Here is a 24,676-nt window from a genome sequence, read left to right as displayed (position 1 = left end):
ATTTTGGTATGGATATAAAAAATCCGGAACTTTGGAAAGAAGACATCAAAACATTCCGGGAAAGAACCGCGGCGTTTTACTCCGGTGAAATAGACAAAATGGAATACAAAAGCATTTCCGGCTACTACGGAAGCTATGCCCAGAGGGGCGGGGCAAAAAACATGCTGCGGCTTCGGATGCCGGCCGGGCAGGTCACGAAGGAAACGCTTCTCTTTCTCGCCGGGATTATCGAAAAGTACCGAATTGAACGGCTTCATTTCACCACCTGCCAGACAATCCAGCTTCATGACCTGGACGGCCAGACGGCTGCCGACATCATGGAGGAGGCGCTGGAACATGGGATTGTCACTATGGGCGGCGGCGGGGATTACCCGAGAAACGTGATGTGTTCGCCCTTATCCGGCGTGGAACCTGGCGAATATTTTGACGTCCAGCCCTGGGCGAAGGCGGCCGGGGAGTATATGATGCAGTTTCTAAAGGCGGAAAAGCTCCCGAGGAAGCTAAAAATCGGCTTTTCCAATTCCCCGGAAAACCTGACCCACGCCACATACCGCGACCTGGGCTTTGCAGCCAGGCCGGACGGGACGTTCGACGTGTACAGTGCCGGCGGTCTGGGCGGCATGCCGAAGTTCGGAATCCGGACGGCAGAGGGCGTGAAGCCGGAACACGTTCTTTATTATGTGCATGCCATGTGGGAGCTGTTTCATGCATACGGGAATTACGAAAACCGGGCGAAGGCCAGGACACGCTTCCTTCCGGAGGCCCTGGGCGGCCCGGACGCTTACAGGAAGGTATTTGAGGCGGAGCTTTCAAAGGTCTTTTCTTTGGGCGGGGAGCTTGCGGTTTCCCTTGTGCCGCCGGTGATTGCAAAGGTCGGGGCCGGAGACCCGCCGCCCGGCCCCCGGATTCTTCCCCAAAAGCAGGCAGGCCTTTACACAGCTGTCTGGCATCCCATCGGCGGCATGCCGGACAGGGAGATTTTCTGCCGGCTGTGCCGCGCCGTACAGGACATGGAAGCCGTGGAGATGCGCCTTTCCCCGGATCAGACGGCTTACCTCATCAACCTGACGGGAGCGGAGGCAGAAACCGTCCTGTCCATCACAACGGACAGCGCGGAAAGCATATTTGAAATGTCCGTGAGCTGCATTGGCGGAAGTACCTGCCAGACAGGGCCAAGGGATTCCCAGGCGCTCCTTTTATCCTGCATGAAGGCAGTGCGGGAAGCCGGGCTTTCGTATGATGCCCTGCCAAAGATTCACATTTCTGGCTGCCCGTCCTCCTGCGGCACCCACCAGACCGGCGTCATGGGATTTCGCGGCGCCAGAAAGCTGGCGGACGGAAAGCCTCAGCCGGCGTTCACGCTGTATCTGGGAGGCAACGAGCGCCAGGGCTTCGAGACCATGGGAAAGGAAATCGGGACAATTCTCCAGTCGGAAATCTCGGCCTTTCTCGTGGAACTGGGGAAAATGGCAGAAGAAAGCGGCCTTGGCTTTGACGCCTGGAGGAAGGAAAATCCTGGCGCCATCGAAGCCCTCGCGGAAAAATATATATAAAAACTCCTTGACTCTATACTTACTATATCCTTTATGATAAGATTGTCATGACAATTTCAGACGTCATATCATAAAGAAAAAAGGAGTTGTTATTCATGAAAATGCTGCAAAAAGCAGAGATTCGGCGGGCGGCAGCCCGGTACGGCCTTCTCCTGCTTGGAACAGCCATCCTGTCGTTCGGCCTTTATAATGTACACAGCCAGAGCCAGATTACCGAGGGCGGCGTCTTCGGGCTCCAGCTTCTCTTTCAGCACTGGTTTCATATTTCGCCGAGCATCACCGGGCCGGTGATGGACATCGCCTGCTATCTGGCGGCCTGGAAGCTTTTAGGCGGCGGATTCATAAAAAATGCCGTGATTGCAAGTCTGGGGTATTCCTTTTTTTATTCGCTTCACGAACGGACAGGGCACCTTCTGCCTTACATGGGCGACAAACCGCTTCTGGCGGCAGTCCTCGGCGGCCTGTTTGTCGGTGTCGGTGTCGGCCTCATCGTCCGGTCAGGCGGTGCTTCCGGAGGAGACGATGCGCTGGCGCTGATTTTAAACAAACTGACGAAGGTGAAGCTGGAAAAATGCTACCTCGCTACGGACGTTGTAGTGCTGATGCTTTCCTTAAGCTACATTTCTCCGATGAACATCGCCTGTTCCCTCGTCACGGTGAGCATTTCCTCTTTCCTGATCGGAAAGCTGTACGGCGACAGGGAGGAAGAGGAGACTCCGGAACAAAAGAAAAGAAAGGCCGCGGTCGGCATGGCCGGTGCAGTGCCGGAAAAATAGAGCCGGGCCTGCCGGCAGATGGATATAAATAGAGAAAGAAGCGCAGAGCGCCTGCTTTGATCCCGCAGAAATGCCGGATGAAGGCAGGCGCTTTATAATATATCCATACCTTCGGGGAAAATGGCGGAAGACCTGGAGGCTCAACAAAAGAAACGACAAAAAACGACAGGAGTTGATACCACGGGAATGATTTACGGCTACATCCGCGTCAGTACGCGGGAACAGAACGAGGACAGGCAGCTCATCGCCTTGCGGGAGATGGGAGTGCCGGAGTGCAATATTTTCATGGACAAGCAGTCGGGAAAGGATTTCAACCGTCCGGCGTACCGGAATTTGCTGCGGAAATTAAAAAAAGACGACCTGCTCTGCATCAAGAGCATCGACCGTCTTGGAAGGAACTATGAAGAAATTCAGGTGCAGTGGCGGATCCTGACAAAGGACAAGGGCGTGGACATCTGCGTCCTCGACATGCGCCTTCTGGACACCCGCAGGGGGAAAGACCTGGTGGGCACGTTTCTCAGCGATATCGTGCTGCAAGTGCTGTCCTTTGTGGCGGAAAACGAGCGTGTGAACATCCGGCAGAGGCAGGCAGAAGGCATCGCGGCGGCTAAAGCCAGAGGCGTGAGGTTCGGGAAACCGCCTAGGCCGCTTCCGCCCAATTTTAAAGAGGTTTACGGGAAGTGGAAATCCGGCGCCATCACCTGCACGGCGGCGGCAAAGGAATGCGGGCTTCCGCTGTCCACCTTCCGGGACAAAGCGCGGGCCTGCGAAAATACCGCCATTTCGCAGGAAAAGTGATTCTGCGGTTAAGTGTACTTTTCCGCAAACGCGGCGTACATCTTTTCTTACATAACTATACAACAAATTTGTCCGGATTGCCATACCAATTCGGCGATTTTTTTATTCTGGGATGAGGCAAAAAGAAGGCGGATTCTCGCTGCGGAAAGGTACACCTTTGCAGAAATTATGTTCCGGAAAAGGAGGATATGCAGTATGAAACGCTTATGGAAGCGGAAAATAGGCAGGACAATGGCAGCCGCTCTGTCACTTACGGTGCTTTTGGGACTGACCGCCTGCGGGAGCGGGACGGAAAAGAGCGCGGGGGATGACGGAGCCGGAGCTGTCTCCGCCGTAGAAGAACAGACGGAAGCCGCAGCGGAGGCAGGAGAAGGGGAAGAAGCCGCAGCACCGGCGGCGGATGCCGGAAAAAACGTCTCCGAGATCGTATTCGGAAACAGCGCCAAAAATCTCATCCGCGATTCGTACAGCCCATGCTTTGGGGACGGAAGAATCTATTATATCAATCAGGAGGATATGCTTTGCAGCTTTGCCCTGGACGGGAGCGATCCGCAGACCCACACGGGTTCTCTCATGGAAGAGGCCCGGTATGATCATGAACGGCCGGCCTATTTAAACTATTACCAGGGAAAGGTGTATTATATTGCAACCATCGAGGGAAAGGCAGGCAAGGAGCTCGACCGCCATGCGGAAATCTTCTGTGTGGATCCCGCTTCCGGCGCGGTGGAGTCGGTCGCGTCTTTTGAAGATGAAGGCGGGAACCTGTGGGCAAAGGGCATGCTGATTATGGACGATGAGCTGTTTTATTCTGTCAATGCCGTACAGAAGAGCTCTTTTGTCGGAGTCATCAATCTTGCGACCGGGGAGACGAACGAATTTTTCAAAATGTCTGCCAAAGAGGGCGATCCGATCAATACGTTTGATACGGATGGAACCTACCTTTACATGTTTAACAGCACCTCAAGGTCAAATATACGCAGAGTTCTCTTAGCGGATGTGTACGAGGCGGAGCCGCAATGCGACACGCTGGTGGAATATCATTATACCCTGATTCCGGCGGACGGCGGATTTTATACTCTGCATGAGGACGTCAATACCCACGACAGCATGTTCCTCTTTTACTCATATGCCGGCGCTTCGGACTCCTGGCAGGGAGAAGAACGGTTTCCGGCTGAAAACGGCGAACTCACCGATGATGTCGAAAAATTGCCGGGCATCCTTCCGCATCACGCCGATATGTACGCGGTCGGGGACGGCATGGCTTCTCTGGTACGCGGGCTGCGCCAGCTTTACTATGCGTCGACGGACGATTACCGGGAGTCTGTCCTGGCGGCAGAGCTTACCTACACGGTTTCGGCGACCGTCCCGTACTATCATGTTCTCCATGCCGGCGTCTATGGGGATACGCTGTATCTTGTGACAGAAAATGAAAACGGAGCCGAGTTCCATGCCCTGATGGCGGACGGCACGTTTCAGTAGAGAAAAGAAAAGGTTTGAAAAAGGAGATCATAGAGCATGAAGAAGAAAAACATATGGTTTGCCGTGCTGGCAGCCGGACTGATGATGTCCATGACGGCCTGCGGCGGAAAAAGTGAACCCGCAGACGCAGGCAAAGACGATAAGGTCAGCGATGTCGAGTATTTTGCCGATCAGATGTCAAAAGCAATGAATGAGAATGCCGAAAAAAAGGCGGCAGAAAGGGAAAGCGCCAGGAGTGAGGGCGACGGAGATCAGATTGTGATCCGGTCCGTAGACGATTTCATCAAATTCCGTGATCGGGTAAACGGTGGCGAGCCGGCTGTGGATGCCGTTTTGGAGGCCGATCTGGATCTTTCCTCTGTCTGCGGAGAGGGGATTGGAAACTGGGAGCCTATCGTGAAATTCAACGGCACCTTTGAAGGAAACGGCCATGTGATCCGCAATCTGTATTACAGCAGTGCCAGTGAGGAAGACTTTGGCCTGTTTTCATCCACGGATGTGGATGCGGTGATCCAGAACCTTTCCATGGAGGACGTGAACATTGTGGGCGCAGGCCATACGGGAGCTATTGCAGGAAGGTCAAGCGGAAGTATCATAAACTGCCAGAGCAGCGGCTTCCTTGAAGGAAGCGGCGAAGCAGTCGGCGGAATTGTCGGAAGGATAAGCGGAGATGGAGAGAGAAATGTGCTTTCCGACTGCACCAATTATGCGGAGATTTCTGCTGCGGGAACCGTGAAATCCAACGTCGGCGGAGTGGTCGGCAGGGTGGACGGTGTCGATATCACCAACTGCCGGAACGAAGGGAAGGTGAGCGGCACCGCCTCCAGTATCGGCGGCGTCATCGGAACTCTGGAGGGGCATTCGGCCGATAAGCCGGCCATCCTTACGGACTGCATCAATGTGGCAGACATCGACGGCCAAATCTACGTGGGCGGCTTCGGCGGGGACATCGAACGCTGCATCATGAACCGCTGCAAAAACACCGGGGCAGTGACGGGATATATCAGCGTAGGCGGCCTCTGCGGTTATTTCGGCGGAGAGGACTCGAAGAACCATGACTTTGTGTCCCTGATGGAAAACTGCGCCAATGAAGGAGACGTTTCCCTGAAACATATGGGCAAGGATGAATATCTGAAGCCCGGGAAGACGGTTTACGATTCCCAGCGCATTGGCGGACTGGCCGGCATGATGGAAACGTCCGTCGTGATGAACAGCAGGAATGCAGGAGATTTAATTTGCAGTACCGGCAAGAACTATTTATATTGCGGCGCCGGCCATCTGGCCTGCGGCAAGTACCAGGGCAATAAAAACATGCTTTTTAACTGCATCAGCACAGGAACCATAACGCCGCCGGAAGACAGCGAGCATTTTGAAAACAGCCGCACGGCCACGGGCCGGTTTGACGGGGCAGAGTATTCCGCGCTGATCTTCTATCTCGGGGAACCGGCGCTTGAGGAGATTGCGCCCACAGAAGAGAGCGCGTTTACCGACGGAACCGTTTTGGCGGCATTAAACGGCTTCCCGGAGGGCGTATCCGAGGATTTGATGGAAGATCTTACCGAAACCGGATTTTCCTATGAGCTGGCCCAGTGGAAGGCCGGAGCAGACGGATACCCGGTTATGGAATGGGAGTAGAACCGGAAGGGAGGAACGGAAAAATGAAAAAAGCAAAGAGGATTGCGGCGGCTCTTCTGGCCTGCGCCCTTTTATCCGGCTGCGGCGGCGGAAACACGGCTGAGGCCGGAAAAACAGAGGCGGGCAAAGAGACGGCGGCTGTTTCTGAAAAGGAGGCGACGACGGCCGCTTCCGAAACCGAAGAGACGGCGGCCCCTTCCCAGCCTGTCGTGTCAGATAACGAGTTCATCAGAGAGGTGGAGGAGCTTCTGGCGGCCATCACGCCCCTGGAGCCCTACGTCTCCATCCGGCCGGAGGAAGTACCGGAAAACGCGGAGTCGGATTTTGAGTTTCATGTCTCGGATCCATACACGTTTATCACGGGATACAAAGGCAGCTCGACCCAGGTAAAAATCCCGGCGAACCTCGGCGGCGGGAAAGTGCTTTCCATCGACAAGGATGCGTTCAGAAAGAATGAAGCGATCACCTGGCTTTATCTGCCGGACACGGTGAAGTCCATCGACAAATCCAGCTTCAGCAAGTGCACGGCGCTCCAGGAGGTCTACATTGCGGGCGTGGACTCCATCGACGCCAAGGCCTTTGAAGACTGCACGGCGCTCAGGCGGGTGGAAATCGGCGGCTGCAAGGAGATTAACGCCCGAACCACCGATCCGTCGGGGGCAGGCGCTTTCTGCGGCTGTACGTCCCTGGAGGAAGTGGTATTCCCGGCGGATCTGGAAAGCATGGGCGTCGGAGCCTTTGAAGAGTGTATCCGCTTAAAGGAAGCCGACTTATCGGGTACAAAACTTCCGTATCTGAGCCAGAATGCGTTTCTTCGCTGTTACAGCCTGGAAAGCATCTCCCTGCCGGAGACCATGGCTTATATCAATGGGAACGCCTGCCTCGAGGCCTACTCTCTTAAGAATCTTCAGTTTGCCGAGGGCAGCACGTTCTTTATCGAAGATTCCATGGTTTACGGGTACCAGGACGGCAATGGGCCGAATCCGGATAACCTGGAGTGCGTCATGTGCCTGATGGGGGCGAGGGCCAGCGAAATCCATATCAAGGACGGCACAAAGACCTTGTCCTTTAAGGGAATCGCACAGAATCCCTTCGTCAAGGTCATCACGGTTCCCGACAGCGTGACGCGGCTGGAGGGGCATGCATTTTTCGACGTTGACAACCTGGAACGGCTGGAGCTGGGGAGCGGGCTCACCTACATGGATCAATATGCGCTCTTCTCCCGCAATAAGAAGTATCTTACGGTCACGCACCAGGGAGAAACCTATGAAGGGTTTGACACCTTTTACGAGGCATTCAATCAGTAATTCAGGAAAACAGGAGGAACAGAACAATGAAGAAATGGATTTGCCTGGCGCTTGCAGCCTGCCTGGCTGCGGGGCTTACGGCCTGCGGCGGCGCCAAAGAGACGGCAGACGATACGAAGGCGGAACAGACGGAAACGGCTGCTGAGGAAAAGAAAGAGGAAGAAACGGGCGTGTCAGATATTTCCCAGAATGCGGACGGCTTTATTGAAATCCATTCCGCGGAGGATTTTGTGAGGTTTGCCGAGCTTTTTAAGGAAGAAGCCATAAACAGCGGCGACCGGCGCGTAAATCTGAATGCGGTTTTGATGGCGGATATTGACTTGTCCGATGCGATCCCGGCAGACAGCACCCTGCTTCCTTTAGGCGGAGAGTATTCCGTGGAAAAGGACGGGAAAGAGAGTACGGTATGGGCCAGCTTCGCCGGCGAATTTGACGGAAACGGCCATACGATTTCCGGGATTCACCTGGATGTGACGGATCGGGGGCGTTCGGCCGGCCTGTTCCATACGGTGTACACCTGGGAAGATCAGGCGGTTTCCATTCACGATCTTACCATTGCCGACAGCTCGTTTTCCGGCAATGCCAACTACATGGGCGCCTTTGCGGGGAGTGCTTCGACGAATACCTTATTTGAAAACTGCACGGTGGCAGAAACCGTGACGGTGGAGTCGTCCGGGGAAAGCAGCAGGACAGGTGGAATTGCAGGCTACGCCGAGGAAGGCGGGAACCTGTTTTATCACTGCACGAATTATGGTACGGTAACAGGCTCCGATCCCGGCGGAATCCTCGGCGGGGCAGGATCGGATACCTGTCTTGTCCAGTGCGACAATTACGGTTCCGTTACAGGAGAGCGGAGCGCCGCCGGAATCATCAACCGCCATGACGGAAGCAGCGGTTATGCCGGGATTGTGATTGGCTGCGTCAATTACGGGGAAGTCCAGTCAGCGGGAACAGCCTGCGGGATCGTCTGCACGAACGGATCGACACTCCGCTACTGTGTGAACGCCGGCCGTGTGGAAGGCAAAGACGCCTTTGCCATCGGCGAGAAGGACGGCTCCATCTATGCCTGCGGCAATATCGGTACGGTTTCCGCAGCAGATCCCTATATTTACCGCTTCGGATACAGCTGGGATCTGGGAACATACGAGGGGTTCTCGGAGGAGGAAGTCTCTGAAAACCGCGGTTATACCGGAGAAGCGCTGATGGGAAAGGACATTGAAGTCATCCCCATGGATCCGTCCGCGGCTGCCGACGGAAGCCTGACGGCGATACTTCAGGAGATGGAAGACTATGGCTGCTGGACGCAGGGCGACGGCTTCCCGGTGTGGGACGGAACCGGCGGAGTTGAGAAATACGAACGGATCTGCGAGGTACTGGGGATCCGGTAAACGAAGAATAACAAAGGTTAAGAAAGGCGGACTGTAAAGATGGGTGCAATTATGTTTTTGCTGCTTATAGGCTTGCTGGGACTTGGAACGATCAATGATATCAAGGCAAAGGAGGCACAGGAACTGTGCCTTAGAAACGGAATCCGAAACGGCGTGCCGCAGTATAACCTGCTCGTGGTGCTGGCGGCCGGCCTGGCGATGATCATCGCTCTGATTTCGTTTATGATCAATTGCTTCTTTGTTGGAATTCTCTGCATCCTCGTCTCGGTTCTTGTCTGCTTCGGCTACATAAAGCAGGCGGTCGGAATGATTGCGGAGATGAAAAAGGCAGGCTGGGGCAGCGGCGGCATGCTGACCTTCCAGCCCTATTGGGTCTGGGCGCGGATCGTCCTTCTCGGCATGGGAAAATGGATGCACATTGTGATGTGCTGTACGCTGGTGGGAATTCCCCTTTACAACATGATGAAGACCGTAACCGTCAACGTGGAGGCGCTCCAGGAGCAGATCGAGCTTCGGCAGGAGTATGAAAGGATCCATGGAAGGCAGTAGGCGTTTCATGAGAAAACGGAAAGGGGATGAAATAACGGCATGAGCACGCGGTCGAAAAAAGAAGAAATGCGGGAACTGGCGGAAGAATTAGCTTACGTGGAAGATTCCATTCGCCTGATGGAGAAGTATTCCAGAAGAAACCCGCTCAGCGATGTCTCAAAGGGAATTGTCAATCACGGAAAGAAAGCGCCAGTCAACGGGATGAAAAAGTGGCTCATCATTTCCGGCGTCGGGGTTGTGATTTTCCCGCCGCTTACGATCTACGGGCTTTACCGGGCGTATTCCGAAAACAAGAGATATCAGGAGCAGTTGAAAGAGTGGAACAAAGAGTGCGGCGACCTGGAGGCGCTGACGGCCCATGTGACGGATTTGGAAGCAAAGCGGGACGGTCTGATTGAAAAGCTGGAGGCCATCTGCAAGGCGGAGCCCTCTCTGGACGGAAATTACTGGTGGAAGGCGGGGCTTAACCCGGCATTTGATTTTAATCTGCTTCCCGGCAGGCAGCTAAACTGGCAGTTTGTGCTTTTAAATCATCACTGGCTTTCGGAAAAAGCGGGAGGGCTCTATCTGGAGGACATGCAGACCTTCTCTATTTCCATCCCGTTTGAGGACGGAAAGAAGCTGGTGGATTCCGGGGACTATGCTATCGTGTACAAAAACGACGATCTGATGCGGAAGAACGAGAAGGGCTTCGTTTACACCCATCTTTACGCATATTATCTGGAGGAAGTCCAGGAAGTGACAAAGAGCACGACGCGGACGGCCATTGATAAAGAGCTGGAGCGGCAGGCCTACCGGCAGAGGCTGGATCAGCAGGAGATTCTGTTAAACGCAGTCAGCCGCAAGGCGCTCATGACAAACGAAGAGTTGAACATGACGGGCAGAAGCTCTGCGGAAGAATATATGCAGGATTCTCTCGTTCGCGGGATGCTGGAGGCGGACGCGGAGGCGAAGCTTTCGGCCCGCGGCGACTATGAAGAGCACACCACGTACAGCAAGGGCTTCCATGGCTTATACAAGGTGACTCTTTATAACTGCGCCGACGTCCTTGTCAGCAGGAAGGACAATGACGAGCCTATCTGTGCGGCCATCTTAGTCCCGAGAGAGAGCCAGAAGATCGTCCAGATGTATGTGCGTGCTGCAAAGCGGGATAATCCGCTCTGCGGAAGAATCGAGCCCTACGGCAGGGAGCCGGGGTATCAGGAACTGGAGCCCGAGGGAGAAAAGATCGGGCCTTCGATCCAGATGGCCGTGGATCACCTGTTGGATGCGGCCGACGCGAAGATTCTGGATATTAAAAACCGCGACGTGCTGGCAGAACAGCCGAAGGATCTGGATAAATATGAGTTCGCCTATCTGATCTGGAAAGACAATCCCAGAAGCCGCAAGGCGAATGCTTAGAGGAATAACGCCAAAACGGTCAAAAAGGGAGTGTCGCAAAATCATCAAAATAGATGATTGAGCGGCACTTCCGCTCGTTACAGCAAAAAATCCGGCGCTCCCTCTGGTTTCAGAGCAGATCGCCGGATTTTTGCCGTACTTTAATAAAACCTTTCGGTTTTATGATTTTTCTATGCAGTTTTTACTTCAAACAGGTGGCTTCCTGTCCGGCCATTTTGGATCTTAGCATGCAATTTATTCAGATTATACCCCAGGCACAGCAGAAGGATCTCCAGTTTTACCTTCGTTTTCCCTCTCAGCAGAAATCTCTGGAATTCATAATCGTTTTTCAACACCCCAAAGGCTCCTTCTACTTGAATCGAACGGTTTGTCCGATACTGGATCCCTTTTTCGCTTATGATGTTCTCATAAGATTCCCGACGCTTTTTCAAAAAGTTTTTGGAAAGATACAGCCTCTTATTTCCCTTTGCCCTCGTACATTTTTCCTTATACGGACATCCGCCGCAATCCTCACATTCATATACTGTTACCTCGGACTGATAGCCGCTTTTGCTTTTCTGCTTCTTTTTAAACACTTCTCTCAGTGTTTTTCCTGCATGACAGGTGTAGGTGTCTGTCTCTTCCTTATACGCCATATTTTCCCGTTTGCTGATGTCTTTCTTAAAACTTCTCTTTTTCCATTTTTCGTAGGTCTGCGGTTTGATGTAAGGGATCTGACCCTGGCTTTTCAGATATTCATAAGCCTCTTCGCTTTCATACCCCGAATCCGCAGTCACACTGGGATATCGAAATCCCAGGTTCACTTCCATGTTTTTCAGAAACGGCACCAGTGTCCATACATCATTCCGATCCTGAAAAATCCCAGCTGCCACAATGTATTCGCTGTCCACTGCGATCTGGACGTTATATCCAGGTTTCAGCTGGGCATTCCTCATATGATCATCCTTCATGTGCATAAAAGTGGCATCCGGATCCGTCTTGCAGTAGTTATTCCGGCCCTGGAAACTAGCTGTATGCCAGTCATAGATTGTCTGGCGTTCCAGAAACCGGCGGAACAGTTCCAGATATTTTTGATTCCGGCTTTTGCGTTTTCCTCTTCCATGTACCAAAACCGTCCCATCCAGACGGCATCGTTCTTCCAGAAACCGGCAGATTTCCTGAAGGTCCTGGGTACGGCTTTCCTCTCCCACATAGAACCCGCAGATATAATCCTGGTTCAGAAGACAAACTGCCTCCTGAATCCGTTCGTACATCTTTGCTTCCCATTTCCCCACCGATTTCTTCCAGACGAAGGTATATTTATTGGCACAGGCTTCCAGTTTTGTCCCATCAATAAATACGGTTTCTTTTGATAATTCTCTGCTTGCTTCCAGGCGGCAGACCATCTGGTAGAACAGATTTTCACAGGCATCTGCCAGAAAACCGGTTCGGAAACGGGCAATGGTGCTGTGATCCGGTGCTTTTTGTCCGGCAAGCAGCCACATAAAGTTGATGTCGCGTCTGCATGCGGTTTCAATTTTTCTGGATGAATAGATGTTCTGGGAATAGGCATAAGTCAGGATCTTGAACATGGTCTTTGGGTCCACTGCCGGATTTCTGCCTTTGGCAGAGTAAGCCTGATACAGCAAGCTGTAATCTAAATCCTCCAATTCGTGGCTCAGCAGTCGAACAGAATCATCATCAGGAACCAAACCTTCCAAATTTAATGGCAAAACCAGTTGATAAGGCTCACCGAATTCGGTATAATTTTTATGGTATTTTAATTTACTGGTCATATCTTATTATACCATGGATTACGGGCTCTTCAGGGTCCGTTTTCTGTTTTCAGGGCATAAAAAAGGAGCCGCTGCTCCATAGATGATTACTCATCTATTTTGCAACGGCTCCTTTTTGCGTTTTTATATACTTAAAATTTTGTAAAAGCCCCTAAAGCTTATTCTCCTCAAGATACTCCCGAAGTTCCCGAAGGGCCCTTGCGAATTTCGCCGAAGCGGCCGTCGGGTTCCCGCGAAGCAGAGATTTTAACGGCGCAGCGTGGGCGGAGCGCACCGAAGACATCCGGTTTTCCAGCTCTGCGCGGATTTCGGAAAGCTGTTCCTCGGTCTTTCCTTTTAAGGCATCGAGATGGAGCTCCGCCAGATCCTTTAAATCGGCCAGGTCTTCAAGGCGGAGCCGAAGTCCGGCCTTTTCACGAAGCTCTTCGAGACTGAAGCCTGTCAGCTCCTCGAAGCGTCCGGCCTGCTCGGCCTGCCATTCCTTCTGCTTTTCCTTTAATTCTGCGGCCGTGGAAATGAGCCGTTCCTTTGTCTCCATCTTCAAAAGGGCTGCCTGCACCTGCACGCCCTCCAGCTCGCCGCGAAGCTTCGTGAGCGCCTCCAGGGATTTCCCGAGGGCAAAGGCACGGCGTGCGCTGTAATTGAGATCGTAGAGGAAGACCACTGTGACAGCGAACACGAGAACAATCGTGAGCATGGGCGGCCACGCCGTAATAAAATCGGCCACCGGGCGGTGGACAACCTCGGTCATCAGGATCGTGAGAAAGCCCCAGGCGATAGACGAGCTGAGACAGATATAGCCGTTTAAGTTCCACTTCTGGCTGCTGTAATCCCAGTAGCGCACCTTAAAGAGCAGTTCCATCACATACCCGGTCACATATTCCAGCACCGTGGCGCCAGCCACGCCGGAGAGATAGGTGAGAACCAGGCTGTCCCGAAATGGGAGAGAGACCCATAACATCATCACCGCGCCGCTCCCGTAAAGGGGAAGGAGCGGGAGGCGCAAAAACCCCCGGTTGACGAGGTGCTTTGTCTTTATGGAAACATAGGTGGATTCAAAGACCCACCCGAAAAAGCAGTAAAAATAGAAAAATGCCATCCATTGATACCAGGCATATGTCGGCATAAAAATACCTCCGGTTTATAAATTCAGTAAAATTCAGAACAGTTCCATGATACCCCATAAACGAAAACCATGCAAGGGCTGAAATCCGAGAACGGCCTCCCGCACACCGCGTCCCCTGCCGTCTGTGCCAGCAAAAGAGGGTGTCCCAAAAGTCATGAAGTGACTTGAGGGGATACCCTCTTTTTCTGAAAAAATAGAGAACGGTTACCACGCCGTTCTCCATTTCCCCTTATTATGTGATATAATAAGGTATGCTCACATTTAAAGATTATACTACGGATCAATTACAATTACCACTATCTTTTGAAGATTTTATACCGGAAAATCATCTGGTGCGGGTCGTAAATACCATCGTGGACAGTTTGGACCTGTCTTCACTCTACGGCAGATACAAAGAGGGCGGATGCCCTGCTTATCACCCACGGATGATGCTGAAGGTTATGATCTATTCTTATTCTCAGAAAGTTTATTCCTCCCGCATGATCGCAAAAGCTCTTCGTGAAGATGTTAATTTCATGTGGATCGCTGGTGGAAATCAACCGGATTTTCGTACCGTCAATCGCTTTCGCCTTCACATGAAAGACATCATCGAGGATGTGTTCTTTGAAGTGGTCAAACTCCTGATCGAGAAAAACTATATCAAGCTTCAGAATTACTTTTTGGATGGCACAAAGATCGAGGCTAACGCCAATAAGTATTCTTTCGTATGGAACAAGTCCGTCCGTAATTATGACCGGAAACTAGATGAAAAGATCAAGAACCATCTCCGGGAGATCGACCGGATTGTGGCGGAAGAAAATCAGATTTATCTGGAAGAAGACCTGGAGGAAAAGGGGGAGCATACCCAGATCACCGCAGAACAGGTGGCAGCTGTTGTGGAGAGCATCGACAAAAAGTTGGAACAAGAGCCAGGAAATAAACAGCTGAAGAAAAAATCCAAAGAATTTAAAAAGGATATCCTTCCCAGGAAACAGAAATACGAAAAATCCCTGGAAACCTTTCGTGGAAGGAACAGCTATTCAAAAACAGACCAGGGTGCCACTTTTATGAGGATGAAAGAAGATGCCATGTTAAACGGCCAGCTAAAACCTGGCTATAACATCCAGATCGGGACAGAGAACCGATATATCGTGGGCTTTACCATACATCCCAACCCAACCGATACGAAAACAATGATCCCGCACCTAAGGCACCTGGAAGAAAAACTGGGGTGTTTACCGGAAAACGTGATCGCGGATGCAGGATATGGGAGCGAAGAGAATTATGAATATTTAGAAGAAAAGAAGGTAGGCTGTTATGTAAAATACAACAAATTTCACTGGGAGAAGAAAAAGAAAAACCGGGAGAACCCTTATCTGGCGGAGAATCTGCCCTATCTGCCGGAATCAGACAGCTTTGTCTGCAGAAATGGGAAACGGCTGGTGCATGTGGGAAACCGAAAATATGTAACAGAAGCCGGCTATGAAACTAGGCGGGATTATTACCGGTGTGAAGACTGCAGCGGCTGCCACTATGCATCAGAATGTAAGCATACGGAAAAGAACCGCACGGTCCGGGTATCCCACCGGTTGAATGAACTGAAAAGAAAAGCAAACGAGAACCTTTGTTCCGAAAAAGGACTGGTACTGCGTTCACAAAGGGTTGTGGAAGTGGAACAGGTCTTTGGGAGGATCAAAGGCTGTTGGTCGTTCCGTCGTTTTCACTTGCGCGGAGCGGATAAGGTAAAAATAGAGTGGGGACTGTTAGCAATCGCCCATAACATCACAAAGATGGCGCTGGAGAGATGAACATCCAGTGCTGTTTTTCATGTAAAAGCCCTTTTCAGCAATATAAGAAGAGGATGCCCCTCTCTATGATTTTTAATCAATCATAGTTTTGGGACACCCTCTTTGCTGGTTGTTAGGAAATGTTGGTATATATGTTTTCGACCCACGCTCCCTTTTCGGGAGTCCTGAAAGCATTGCCTTGCTGTCGTTCAAGGCAGTTATGAAAAAATCAGTCGGTCATCTGGGGGGAGGATATCAGTCAGATTAACGATTGATTGTCTCCCTGACTGATGATGTTATTATGCCATGAAGTTTTGTCAAAAGTGTGGACATTCCATAAAATAACCCTAAAAAATATTAGGAAATCCTTATGGAATTTTGAATATTCACGTATCAGGTGAACTCTTTCACGACACGGATATAGGCCTGCATATAGGAAGACATGTAAACGCCTTTCCGGAAGGCGGCCACGAAGCTTGTGGTGGTACAGGGGGAGCCGACGGAGAAAACGGCAGGCGAACAGGGAATATGCTTTAAATGGGTCTCTCCGACGAAAGTGACGCCGTAGCCTCTGGCGGCAAGCTGGACGGAGGCCTGGATATTCCGGATTTCCAGGATATTTTCCGGAGAAATCCCCGCATTCTTAAAAAGCTGGTCGGCGGTTTTCCTCGTCCGCTGGTCACTTTTTTGAAGAATGAACCGCTCGCCTGCGGCCGTTTTCAGGTCGATCCAGGGATAGCGGCAGCCGTCCCGTTTGACGCCGGTTTTCGCTAACGGATGATCGGAGGACATGGCAAGCACCACTTCCTCCCGGCTGATTTCCACGTAATCCAGCTCCGGGCTCTGGAGCGGGAGCGTGAAAAATGCCAGGTCGATGGAGCCGTCTAAAAGAAGCGATTCCAGCTGGCCGGAATCGGCCTCATGGACATAGAGGCGGACGCGGGGATAGAGCTTCTCAAAGATCGGAAGCGTACACGGCAGCATGTAAACCCCGCGGGTGGAGGGGAAGGCGATCCGCAGCTCGCCGATGTCGTATTTCATGATGTCGGAAAGCTCATTGTCCAGCTCTTTCTTGGCATTCAGGATGTTTTTTGCATATTCCACATACCGCTCTCCTGCATAGGTGAGGACAAATTTTTTCCCGAGCCGTTTAAAAAGCGGCTGTCCCAGTTCTTTTTCCAGATTCTGAACAAATTTGGAAAGCGTCGGCTGTGAGACATAGAGCTCGTTGGCGGCTTTGCTGACGCTCTGGTGCCTGGCGATGGCGATCACATAAGTCATTTCCCGAAAGTCCATAAAATTCCCCTTCCAAAATCATTCCTTAAAACTATAATTTTTATGATAAAAATGAATTTGATTCATGATATGTTTCATCATATAATGAAGACAACAAAAAGTCAAGGGAGAAGAGGAGGAGAAACATGTACCAGAAAGAAATACCATGCACCATCATGCGGGGCGGCACCAGCAAGGCTGTCTTTTTCCTGGAAAAAGATCTTCCCGCCGACGAAAAGGAAAGGGATGCCGTGATTTTAAAGATCGTGGGAAGCCCGGACAAACGGCAGATCGACGGACTGGGCGGCGCAGTCAGCGTGACGACCAAAGCGGCCGTCATCGGCCCGCCAAGCGTCCCTGGCGCCGACGTGGATTATCTGTTTCTCCAGCCGTCCATCACGGAGGCCTTCGTCTCCTCGGCCGGAAACTGCGGGAACATTTCCTCGGCTGTCGGCCCCTTTGCCATCGAGATGGGGCTTGTGAAGGCAGAAGACCCGGAGACCGTCGTCCGCGTGTATAACCGGAACACGAAAAAAATCATCCGCGAGACCGTGCAGACGCCGGGCGGACGCGTTACATACAGCGGAAGCACCTCCATCGCAGGCGTACCCGGGACGGCGGCGCCGGTGAAGTTGGAATTTCCGGAGCCGGCCGGGAGCATGTTCGGACGTCTGCTCCCGACGGGAAAAACCGCGGAAATGCTGGAATACGAGAGCGGAAAAGCCGTGGAGGTGTCCATCGTGGACGCGACAAACCCGCTGATTTTTGTGAATGCAGCGTCGGTCGGCATGGACGGGACAGAGCTTCCGCCGGAAATCGACGGAAATCCGGAGCTTCTGGTGCGGCTGGAAGCCATCCGCGGGGCCGCAGCCGTGCTTCTGGGTGTCTGCAAAAAGCCGGAGGAGGCAAGGCATGTATCGCCCGGCATCCCGAAAATCGCCGTCATCGGGCCGGCAAAGCCATATGAGACCTCCGAGGGAGAAAAAATTGGCGGAGACGATTATGACCTTTCCATCCGCATGATGAGCATGCAGAAAGCCCATCCGGCCTGCGCCATGACGGGCGCCATGTGTACGGCCGCCGCAGCCGTCTGTCCCGGCACGCTGGTTTGGAAGGCATGTCAGAGGGAAGAGGAACCTGTCAAAACAACCATCAGGCTGGGCCACGCCGGAGGGCTTTTGGAAGCCGGGGCGAAGGCGGAGCCAGGTACGGACGGCTGCCCGCATATCTGCTCCGTCTCCGGCATCCGGACAGCACGGCGCCTCATGAGCGGTACGGCCTTTTATGAACCATTGGGGGAATAGGTATGATAAAGACAAACTGGAATCCGATTTATCTCGTAAACGGCCAGGAGCTTGTGCCGGCGGAAAATGAGCCGCTTCTGCGTGCCCAGTTCGGCGAAAGGGCCGTGGATGAGGCAGACTGCGGGACGATGGCATGGAAGATTTTTAAGTCTCACGACAAAAGTGCCGGAAAGCCGGGCGGCCGCCTGGCCCTGACCTTCGATTCCCTGGCGTCCCACGACCTGACGTATGTGGGCGTCATCCAGACGGCAAAGGCCAGCGGCTTAAAGGAATTCCCGCTTCCCTATGTGATGACCTGCTGCCACAACAGCCTCTGCGCCGTGGGCGGCACCTTAAACGAGGACGACCACCGGTTCGGGCTGTCGGCGGCGAAAAAGTACGGCGGGATCTTCGTGCCGGCCCATGTGTCGGTGATCCATTCGTACATGCGGGAAGAATATGCCGGCTGCGGCCGGATGATTTTAGGCTCCGACAGCCATACGCGATACGGCGCACTCGGCACCATGGGCGTCGGTGAGGGCGGCGGCGAGCTTGTAAAGCAGCTTCTTGGAAAAACCTACGACATCGCGTATCCGGAAATCATCTGCGTAAAACTCACAGGAAAGCCGAAGCCAGGCGTCGGGCCCCAGGACGTGGCCCTGGCGCTGATCCGGGAACTGTTCCCGGACGGCCTTGTGAAAAACAAAGTCCTGGAATTTGTCGGCGACGGAATCGGCCAGCTTTCCGCCGATTACCGGTGCGGGATCGACGTGATGACAACGGAGATGGCCTGCCTGTCAAGCATCTGGATGACAGACGATGTGATCCGCGAATATTATAAGACCCACGGGCGGCCGGAGGACTTTTCCTATATGGCCCCGGAGACGTTAGCCCGCTACGACGGCTCCGTGACGGTGGAGCTGGATAAAATTGAGCCGATGATTGCCTTTCCGTTCCATCCGTCCCATGCATTCTCCATCCGGGAGTTTTACGAAACGCCCGAGGACATCCTCCGGGAGACGGAGCGGATGGCATGCGAACGGATCGGGGAAACCGGAAAAAATTTACGGCTGGTGGGAAAAATGGAAAACGGGCGGCTCCGGGTGGATCAGGGCGTCGTTGCCGGCTGTGCCGGCGGAACCTTTGAAAACATCGCCTCGGTTTCGGCGGCGCTCCGGGGCCATACGGCAGGAAACGGCGGCTTTTCCCTGTCCGTCTATCCGGCCTCGCAGCCGGTCTATCTGGAGGTGGTTCGCCAGGGCCTCATGACAGAGCTTATGAAAAGCGGTGTCATCGTCCGCTCCAGCTTCTGCGGCCCCTGCTTCGGCGCCGGAGAAGTGCCGGCAAACGGAGGCCTTTCGGTTCGCCATGTGACGCGGAATTTCCCGAACCGAGAGGGCTCCAAGCCAGGCCAGGGACAGGCGGCCGCGGTGGCCCTGATGGATGCCAGAAGCATTGCGGCCACGGCGAAAAACGGCGGGCTCTTAACGGCCGCCGGAGAGGAAACGCCCATCGCCGGAACCATCTACTATTTCGACAGGAGCCCCTACGACGCCAGGGTTTACAACGGCTTCCGGAAGGCAGAGAAGGAGGCGGCTCTCCAGTACGGGCCGAATATCACCGACTGGCCGGAGATGAAAGAAATGCCGAAGCACCTGCTTTTGGGAACGGCCTCGGTCATCACGGATCCGGTGACGACGACAGATGAACTGATCCCGTCCGGCGATGCCTCAACGTACCGTTCCAACCCGCGGGCCATGGCGGAGTTTACCTTAAGCCGCAAGGATCCGGCTTACGTGGGCCGCGCCAAAGAGTGGCAGAGGGCAGAAGAAAGCCGCGCCGCAGGGAAGACGGAAGAAATTCCGGAAGGCATAAAAGCTGCCATGGAAACGGCGGGAGCCATCTGCGGCGGTGAGATAGAAGCCATCGGGCTCGGCTCCCTGATCTGCGCCGTAAGCCCGGGAGACGGTTCCGCGAGGGAGCAGGCGGCAAGCTGCCAGCGCGTCCTCGGCGGATGTGCCAACATCGCCGCCGGGTATGCGACGAAGCGGTACCGCTCCAACCTGATTAACTGGGGGATGCTGCCTCTGCGGGAGACAGAAGCCGGGGCAATTTCCGTCGGGGATGCCATTTTCCTCCCGGATATCCGGACGGCGGTGGCAGAACATGCGCGGGAGATTCATGGATACATGATACAAAACGGGACAGCACGGGAAATTTCCTTCCTATTGGATCCCATGACAGAGGAAGAAACCGGGATTTTGCTGGCCGGAGGACTCATCAACTACTATCACGGAGGTATGCAATGAAAGAAAAGGTACAAAGGCTTATGGAGGCACAGCAGGTAAAGGCGGTCATGGCACAGCTTGACCGGGACGAGAAGCGCATGGTGGATGACCAGATCGAGCTCTGCGCCATCAATTCCCCCTCGAACCAGGAGGAGAAACGCGCGAAACGCTACGAGGAAATGTTTAGAGAGCTGCCCTTCGACAAGGTCTGGATGGACGAAGTCTGGAACGTCTACGGCCTTTTAAAAGGCACCGGCGGCGGCCCGAAGATTGTGATTTCCGCCCACATGGACACGGTGTTCGACGCGGATACGGACGTGACGCCCAGGATTGACGAAAACGGCGTCATCCACGCGCCCGGAATCACCGACGACACGAGAGGAATGGCCGAGGTTTTAGGCATTGCCCGCGCCATGATGGAAACCGGCGTCCGCGCCATGGGCGACATCCTTTTCTGCGGAACCGTCGGCGAGGAGGTACTTGGAAACCTGAGAGGAACCCGCCACATGTTTGAAACCATGGACGACATCGACGGCTTTATCTCCATCGACGGCCCGATGCCGGAAAAAATCACCCTGCATGCCATCGCCAGCATGGTGTACCATGTCACCTACCGCGGAGTCGGCGGCCACGCCCTCGGCATGTTCGGAATCCCCAACGCCAACAACGCCATGGGACGCGCCATTGCAAAGATCAGCGACCTCCAGGTGCCGAAGAAGCCGGTCACCGTCTTTAACGTGGGCATCGCCCGCGGCGGTACCTCCACCAACGGCATACCGACAAAGAGCGAGCTGATGATCGACATGCGCTCCATGCAGGACGCGGAGCTGGACCGCCTGGCAGACCGGATTGCAGCGTGCTGCCGCGAGGCCTGCGAGGAGGAGAACGCCAGATGGAACCATCCGACGGAGACCGTGACAGTGGAAATCGAGGCCTCTGGAAGACGGCCGGGAGGCGAGCAGGACATGGACGCGCCCCACATCCAGGCGGCCCTTGCGGCATACAGGGCCTTCGGCATGGAGCCGGTGATCCCGGAGGGCGGCAGCACGGATTCTAACATTCCGATCAGCAAAGGAATCCCGTCCTGTACCATCGGAAGAGGCGGAAAAATGGGCCTCAGCCACACAGTAAACGAATACTTTGACCCCACAGGAAGCGCCGAGGGGCCGAAGAGGGATCTGGTGCTGCTTCTGGCATTCGCCGGCCTGGAAGGTGTCTGTGAGCCGGTTGTGCAGAAAAAGAACCGCGGATAAAAGCAGGGGGGGAACCATGGAAAAAACAGCCGAAACCAAGAAAAAGGCACTGAAAATGCCGCACAGCTATGTAATTATTTTTCTGATTCTGATTTTTGTATCCATCCTGACGTACCTGATTCCGGCCGGTGAATATCTCCGGGAAACCGATGCATCCGGTCAGGAAGTCGTCGTCGCCGATTCGTTCCATTACATAGACCAGACGCCGGTTCCGTTCTGGCATATTCCGAACTATGTCATGGACGCCCTTTCCGACCAGGCAGACATCATATTCGGTCTTTTGATTGTCGGCGCCGGGCTGGAAGTCCTTTTGTCCACCGGAATGTTCCACGCCTTCTGCGGCCGGCTCTCCAAGGCCTGCTCGGGAAAAGAAAAGTTCTTTATCCCGCTGTTCCTTCTGCTGTTTGCCAGCATCGGAATCACTCAGGCTACCAACAAATTCATCGGCTTTGCCCCCATCGGTGTCATGCTGGCGGCCACTCTCGGCTATGATGCGGTCATGGGTGTGTCCATCGTCATGCTCGGCATCGGAATCGGGTTTTCTTCCGGCATCTTCGCCTCCCAGACGGCGGTGGCCCAGGGCCTTGTGGGGCTTCCGGCCTACTCCGGCGTCTCCATGCGGATCGTGGCCTTTGTGATGCTGTACCTGATTACGGCCGCCTATTTAATCCGCTACGGCGAGCAGTGCAGGAAAGACCCGGCAAAAAGCGTCATCTACGGCGTGACGGAAATCAAGCATTTTGATGTCAACGAGATTGACGTCCAGGTGGAGAAGCGCCATTACCTTGTCCTCACCATCTTCCTGGCGTCGTTTGCAGTCCTGATTTACGGCTGTTTAAACTTTGGCTGGCAGCTTCGGGAAAATGCCATCGTATTCATGTGGATGGGAATCTTAAGCGGCTTTGCATACGGCTACGGGCCAAGCCGGATCGCCTCCGAGTTCGTAAAGGGAGCCAAAGGAATGGTTTCTGCGGCCCTGATTGTCGGCCTTGGCTCGGCATGCACCCTGATCATGGACGAAGCCAACATCCTGGACACGGTTGTCATGGGAATGGCCTCCAGCATGGATTACCTTCCGGAACTTTTGAAGGGGCCGGTGCTCTTAATTATCAACATGATTGCCAGCGTATTTGTTACCTCCGGCATCGGCCAGGCCTCTGTCGTCATGCCGATTCTGGCTCCGGTGGCCGATATCTCCGGCATCAGCCGCCAGATCCTTGTCCTGGCTTACCGCCTGGGCGACGGAATCTGCGGATATGTCCAGCCCCATGGCGGCTCCCTGATGCCGTTCATTGCGGCGGCGGGAATTCCTTATGACAAGTGGATGAAATTCTTCGGAAAGCTCTGGGGAATGTGGATTCTGGCAGCCTGTCTCCTGATGGTGTTCTGCCAGATCACAGGATATCATTGAGCCATACGAAAAAGGCTGCTGTGCCGGTGGATGCACAGCAGCCTTTGCGGCTTTTATGTTTACATGTTCTCGGGATTTCCGGCTTCTTCCTGCGTTTACGCCTCCGGCACAGCCCCCGCATTCACAATCACATCCGGCGCCCCGGTCAGGTTCACGTTCCGTGTCACCTTCGCGTCGTAGGTGTCGGCCTTCATGATTTCGGCCAGATCCACGCCGGTGGCCTCCTTCATGGATTCAAACAGCTTTGCCATGACGACGGGCACGTTCCCGGCCACGGAGCCGACGCCGTTCTCGCCGTCGCTTCCGCCGCCGATGATGGTGATTTTGTCGATCTGGGACAGCGGCTCTGCGATCTTTCCGGCGATCTCCGGCAGGGCCTTTATCATCATTTCAGCCATGGCGGCCTGATTATATTTCTGGTAGGCCTCGGCCTTCTTTTCCATACCCTGTGCCTCCGCCAGCGCCTTTGCCTGGATCGCGGCAGCCTCAGCCTCGCCGCGGGCCCTGATACCTTCGGCCTGCTGGAGCATCGCATATTTTTCTGCATCAGCCTGGGCCTTTCTGGCCTCGGCTTCCTTTTCCTGTTCGTACTGCTTGGCTTCGGCCTCCCTCTGGCGCCTCGTCAGTTCTGCGGCGGCCGCCTGCTCGATGGCGTAGCGGTCGGCGTCGGCCTTTTTGTTGATTTCAGCCTCCAATTCCTGCTGCTGAACCGTAACTTCCTGGCGCCTTAATTCGGCTTCCCTTTCGGCCTTTGCGATCTGGGCGTTGACGGTGGCCGTCTGGATAGTCTTTTCCTGCTCCTGTTTCTGGATTTCGTAAGCGGCGTCGGCCTCGGCCTTCTTCGTATCGGAGGCCTTCTGGAGTTCGGCCTTCGTGATGGAAAGTTCATTGTTCTTCTGGGCGATTTCCGTCTCAGCCAGGACGCGGGCGTCGTTGGCCGCCTTGTCTGCGGCCGCCTGGGCAATGGCGATATCCCGCTCCGCCTCGGCCTTTGCGATGGAAGCGTCCTTCCGGATCTTCGCGGTATTGTCCATACCGAGATCCTGAATGAGCCCGTGCTCATCCGTCACGTTCTGGATGTTGCAGGACAGGATGTCGATGCCGAGCTTTTCCATGTCCTTCGACGCCTTCGCCATCACCTGATCGGAGAAGGAATCCCGGTCGGTGTTGATGGCCCGCAGCGTCAGCGTACCGATAATCTCACGCATGTTTCCCTGAAGGGAATCCTGGAGGTCGGCGGCGATTTTGGCCGGCTCCTTGTTTAAGAAGTTCCGCATGGCGAGCTTCATCTGGGCGGGATCGTCGGCCACGCGGATTTTCGCCACGGCGTCCACCATGACGTTGATGAAGTCGTTGGTGGGGATGTACTCGTCGGTTTTGATGTCGACGGTGATCTGTCCTAGGTACAGCTTGTCGAGCTGTTCAAAGAACGGGATCTTGAAACCGGCGCGGCCGATGAGGACGCGCGGCTCCTTCCGGAGACCGGAAATAATGTAGGCGTGATCCGGCGGCGCTTTTACATATCCCTGAGTAATTATAATAAGGAAGAGAATCAGGATAATCACAGCCGGAATCGCGGCGATCAGTAAATTAAGTAAACCAGGTGCCATAAA

18 protein-coding genes are annotated in these 24,676 nt (G+C 54.0%); 14 read left to right on the top strand and 4 right to left on the bottom strand.

Going from position 1 to position 24,676, the window contains the following annotated elements:
• Window positions 1–8: 8 nt before the first annotated feature.
• The 9 genes from KE531_04805 to KE531_04765 all read left to right on the top strand — a co-directional run bounded on the left by KE531_04805 (window position 9) and on the right by KE531_04765 (window position 10,886).
• On the top strand, window positions 9–1,553 hold the full coding sequence (locus tag KE531_04805; protein ID MBR9952946.1) for a nitrite/sulfite reductase: 1,545 nt from the start codon (window positions 9–11) through the stop codon (window positions 1,551–1,553).
• A 95-nt stretch (window positions 1,554–1,648) separates the two neighbouring features.
• Window positions 1,649–2,329, top strand: coding sequence for a YitT family protein (locus KE531_04800; GenBank protein ID MBR9952945.1), 681 nt, complete (start codon window positions 1,649–1,651; stop codon window positions 2,327–2,329).
• 186 nt (window positions 2,330–2,515) lie between these two features.
• Entirely contained in the window at window positions 2,516–3,127 is a 612-nt protein-coding gene (locus KE531_04795) for a recombinase family protein (GenBank protein ID MBR9952944.1), read from the top strand.
• A 195-nt stretch (window positions 3,128–3,322) separates the two neighbouring features.
• Window positions 3,323–4,606 carry a hypothetical protein gene (locus tag KE531_04790; protein ID MBR9952943.1) on the top strand — a complete coding sequence of 428 codons (1,284 nt, stop codon included), beginning with the start codon at window positions 3,323–3,325 and terminating at the stop codon, window positions 4,604–4,606.
• A gap of 36 nt (window positions 4,607–4,642) precedes the next feature.
• The gene (locus KE531_04785; GenBank protein MBR9952942.1) at window positions 4,643–6,241 is read left to right on the top strand and encodes a hypothetical protein; all 1,599 of its coding nucleotides are present in this window, start codon (window positions 4,643–4,645) and stop codon (window positions 6,239–6,241) included.
• A 23-nt stretch (window positions 6,242–6,264) separates the two neighbouring features.
• The gene (locus KE531_04780) at window positions 6,265–7,548 is read left to right on the top strand and encodes a leucine-rich repeat protein (protein MBR9952941.1); all 1,284 of its coding nucleotides are present in this window, start codon (window positions 6,265–6,267) and stop codon (window positions 7,546–7,548) included.
• 26 nt (window positions 7,549–7,574) lie between these two features.
• Window positions 7,575–8,936: a hypothetical protein gene (locus KE531_04775; GenBank protein ID MBR9952940.1), complete on the top strand. Its 1,362-nt coding sequence runs from the start codon at window positions 7,575–7,577 to the stop codon at window positions 8,934–8,936.
• A gap of 39 nt (window positions 8,937–8,975) precedes the next feature.
• Window positions 8,976–9,485, top strand: coding sequence for a hypothetical protein (locus KE531_04770; protein ID MBR9952939.1), 510 nt, complete (start codon window positions 8,976–8,978; stop codon window positions 9,483–9,485).
• 39 nt (window positions 9,486–9,524) lie between these two features.
• Window positions 9,525–10,886 (top strand): hypothetical protein, encoded by a 1,362-nt coding sequence (locus tag KE531_04765; protein MBR9952938.1) that lies wholly within the window; start codon window positions 9,525–9,527, stop codon window positions 10,884–10,886.
• Between the two features lie 170 nt (window positions 10,887–11,056).
• On the opposite strand, the gene KE531_04760 is transcribed toward KE531_04765, so the two are convergent.
• Both KE531_04760 and KE531_04755 read right to left on the bottom strand, forming a co-directional pair.
• Entirely contained in the window at window positions 11,057–12,661 is a 1,605-nt protein-coding gene (locus KE531_04760; protein ID MBR9952937.1) for an IS1182 family transposase, read from the bottom strand.
• 151 nt (window positions 12,662–12,812) lie between these two features.
• Window positions 12,813–13,787, bottom strand: a complete 975-nt coding sequence (locus tag KE531_04755) for a hypothetical protein (protein ID MBR9952936.1) — start codon at window positions 13,785–13,787, stop codon at window positions 12,813–12,815.
• 251 nt (window positions 13,788–14,038) lie between these two features.
• On the opposite strand from KE531_04755, the gene KE531_04750 reads away from it, so the two are divergent.
• The gene (locus KE531_04750) at window positions 14,039–15,574 is read left to right on the top strand and encodes an IS1182 family transposase (GenBank protein MBR9952935.1); all 1,536 of its coding nucleotides are present in this window, start codon (window positions 14,039–14,041) and stop codon (window positions 15,572–15,574) included.
• Window positions 15,575–15,946: 372 nt separating this feature from the next.
• Here KE531_04750 and KE531_04745 read toward each other — a convergent pair whose 3' ends face one another.
• Window positions 15,947–16,849 (bottom strand): LysR family transcriptional regulator, encoded by a 903-nt coding sequence (locus KE531_04745; protein MBR9952934.1) that lies wholly within the window; start codon window positions 16,847–16,849, stop codon window positions 15,947–15,949.
• Window positions 16,850–16,974: 125 nt separating this feature from the next.
• Between KE531_04745 and KE531_04740 the strand changes: the two genes are divergently transcribed.
• Genes KE531_04740 through KE531_04725 form a run of 4 tightly spaced genes read left to right on the top strand, consistent with a single transcriptional unit; the run spans window position 16,975 to window position 23,063 of the window.
• Window positions 16,975–18,132 (top strand): 3-methylitaconate isomerase, encoded by a 1,158-nt coding sequence (locus tag KE531_04740; GenBank protein ID MBR9952933.1) that lies wholly within the window; start codon window positions 16,975–16,977, stop codon window positions 18,130–18,132.
• 2 nt (window positions 18,133–18,134) lie between these two features.
• On the top strand, window positions 18,135–20,420 hold the full coding sequence (locus tag KE531_04735; protein MBR9952932.1) for a hydratase: 2,286 nt from the start codon (window positions 18,135–18,137) through the stop codon (window positions 20,418–20,420).
• The gene (locus tag KE531_04730) at window positions 20,417–21,652 is read left to right on the top strand and encodes a M20/M25/M40 family metallo-hydrolase (GenBank protein MBR9952931.1); all 1,236 of its coding nucleotides are present in this window, start codon (window positions 20,417–20,419) and stop codon (window positions 21,650–21,652) included. Before KE531_04735 ends, KE531_04730 begins: the two co-directional genes overlap by 4 nt.
• Before the next feature lie 16 nt (window positions 21,653–21,668).
• Entirely contained in the window at window positions 21,669–23,063 is a 1,395-nt protein-coding gene (locus KE531_04725) for a YfcC family protein (GenBank protein ID MBR9952930.1), read from the top strand.
• Window positions 23,064–23,158: 95 nt separating this feature from the next.
• On the opposite strand, the gene KE531_04720 is transcribed toward KE531_04725, so the two are convergent.
• Window positions 23,159–24,673, bottom strand: coding sequence for a flotillin family protein (locus KE531_04720; protein MBR9952929.1), 1,515 nt, complete (start codon window positions 24,671–24,673; stop codon window positions 23,159–23,161).
• Between the last annotated feature and the right edge of the window lie 3 nt (window positions 24,674–24,676).

This window comes from Eubacteriaceae bacterium Marseille-Q4139 (assembly GCA_018223415.1).
Taxonomy (GTDB): domain Bacteria; phylum Bacillota; class Clostridia; order Lachnospirales; family Lachnospiraceae; genus CABSIM01.
The sequence above is the reverse complement of the archived record's forward strand: the minus strand, read 5'-3'. Positions and strand labels throughout refer to the sequence as shown.

What these genes read in the sequence shown, in the direction of transcription:
- KE531_04805 (MBR9952946.1), top strand. Translation starts at nt 9, where the DNA reads ATGGATATAAAAAATCCGGAACTTTGGAAAGAAGACATCAAAACATTC.
- KE531_04800 (MBR9952945.1), top strand. Translation starts at nt 1,649, where the DNA reads ATGAAAATGCTGCAAAAAGCAGAGATTCGGCGGGCGGCAGCCCGGTAC.
- KE531_04795 (MBR9952944.1), top strand. Translation starts at nt 2,516, where the DNA reads ATGATTTACGGCTACATCCGCGTCAGTACGCGGGAACAGAACGAGGAC.
- KE531_04790 (MBR9952943.1), top strand. Translation starts at nt 3,323, where the DNA reads ATGAAACGCTTATGGAAGCGGAAAATAGGCAGGACAATGGCAGCCGCT.
- KE531_04785 (MBR9952942.1), top strand. Translation starts at nt 4,643, where the DNA reads ATGAAGAAGAAAAACATATGGTTTGCCGTGCTGGCAGCCGGACTGATG.
- KE531_04780 (MBR9952941.1), top strand. Translation starts at nt 6,265, where the DNA reads ATGAAAAAAGCAAAGAGGATTGCGGCGGCTCTTCTGGCCTGCGCCCTT.
- KE531_04775 (MBR9952940.1), top strand. Translation starts at nt 7,575, where the DNA reads ATGAAGAAATGGATTTGCCTGGCGCTTGCAGCCTGCCTGGCTGCGGGG.
- KE531_04770 (MBR9952939.1), top strand. Translation starts at nt 8,976, where the DNA reads ATGGGTGCAATTATGTTTTTGCTGCTTATAGGCTTGCTGGGACTTGGA.
- KE531_04765 (MBR9952938.1), top strand. Translation starts at nt 9,525, where the DNA reads ATGAGCACGCGGTCGAAAAAAGAAGAAATGCGGGAACTGGCGGAAGAA.
- KE531_04760 (MBR9952937.1), bottom strand. Translation starts at nt 12,661, where the DNA reads ATGACCAGTAAATTAAAATACCATAAAAATTATACCGAATTCGGTGAG.
- KE531_04755 (MBR9952936.1), bottom strand. Translation starts at nt 13,787, where the DNA reads ATGCCGACATATGCCTGGTATCAATGGATGGCATTTTTCTATTTTTAC.
- KE531_04750 (MBR9952935.1), top strand. Translation starts at nt 14,039, where the DNA reads ATGCTCACATTTAAAGATTATACTACGGATCAATTACAATTACCACTA.
- KE531_04745 (MBR9952934.1), bottom strand. Translation starts at nt 16,849, where the DNA reads ATGGACTTTCGGGAAATGACTTATGTGATCGCCATCGCCAGGCACCAG.
- KE531_04740 (MBR9952933.1), top strand. Translation starts at nt 16,975, where the DNA reads ATGTACCAGAAAGAAATACCATGCACCATCATGCGGGGCGGCACCAGC.
- KE531_04735 (MBR9952932.1), top strand. Translation starts at nt 18,135, where the DNA reads ATGATAAAGACAAACTGGAATCCGATTTATCTCGTAAACGGCCAGGAG.
- KE531_04730 (MBR9952931.1), top strand. Translation starts at nt 20,417, where the DNA reads ATGAAAGAAAAGGTACAAAGGCTTATGGAGGCACAGCAGGTAAAGGCG.
- KE531_04725 (MBR9952930.1), top strand. Translation starts at nt 21,669, where the DNA reads ATGGAAAAAACAGCCGAAACCAAGAAAAAGGCACTGAAAATGCCGCAC.
- KE531_04720 (MBR9952929.1), bottom strand. Translation starts at nt 24,673, where the DNA reads ATGGCACCTGGTTTACTTAATTTACTGATCGCCGCGATTCCGGCTGTG.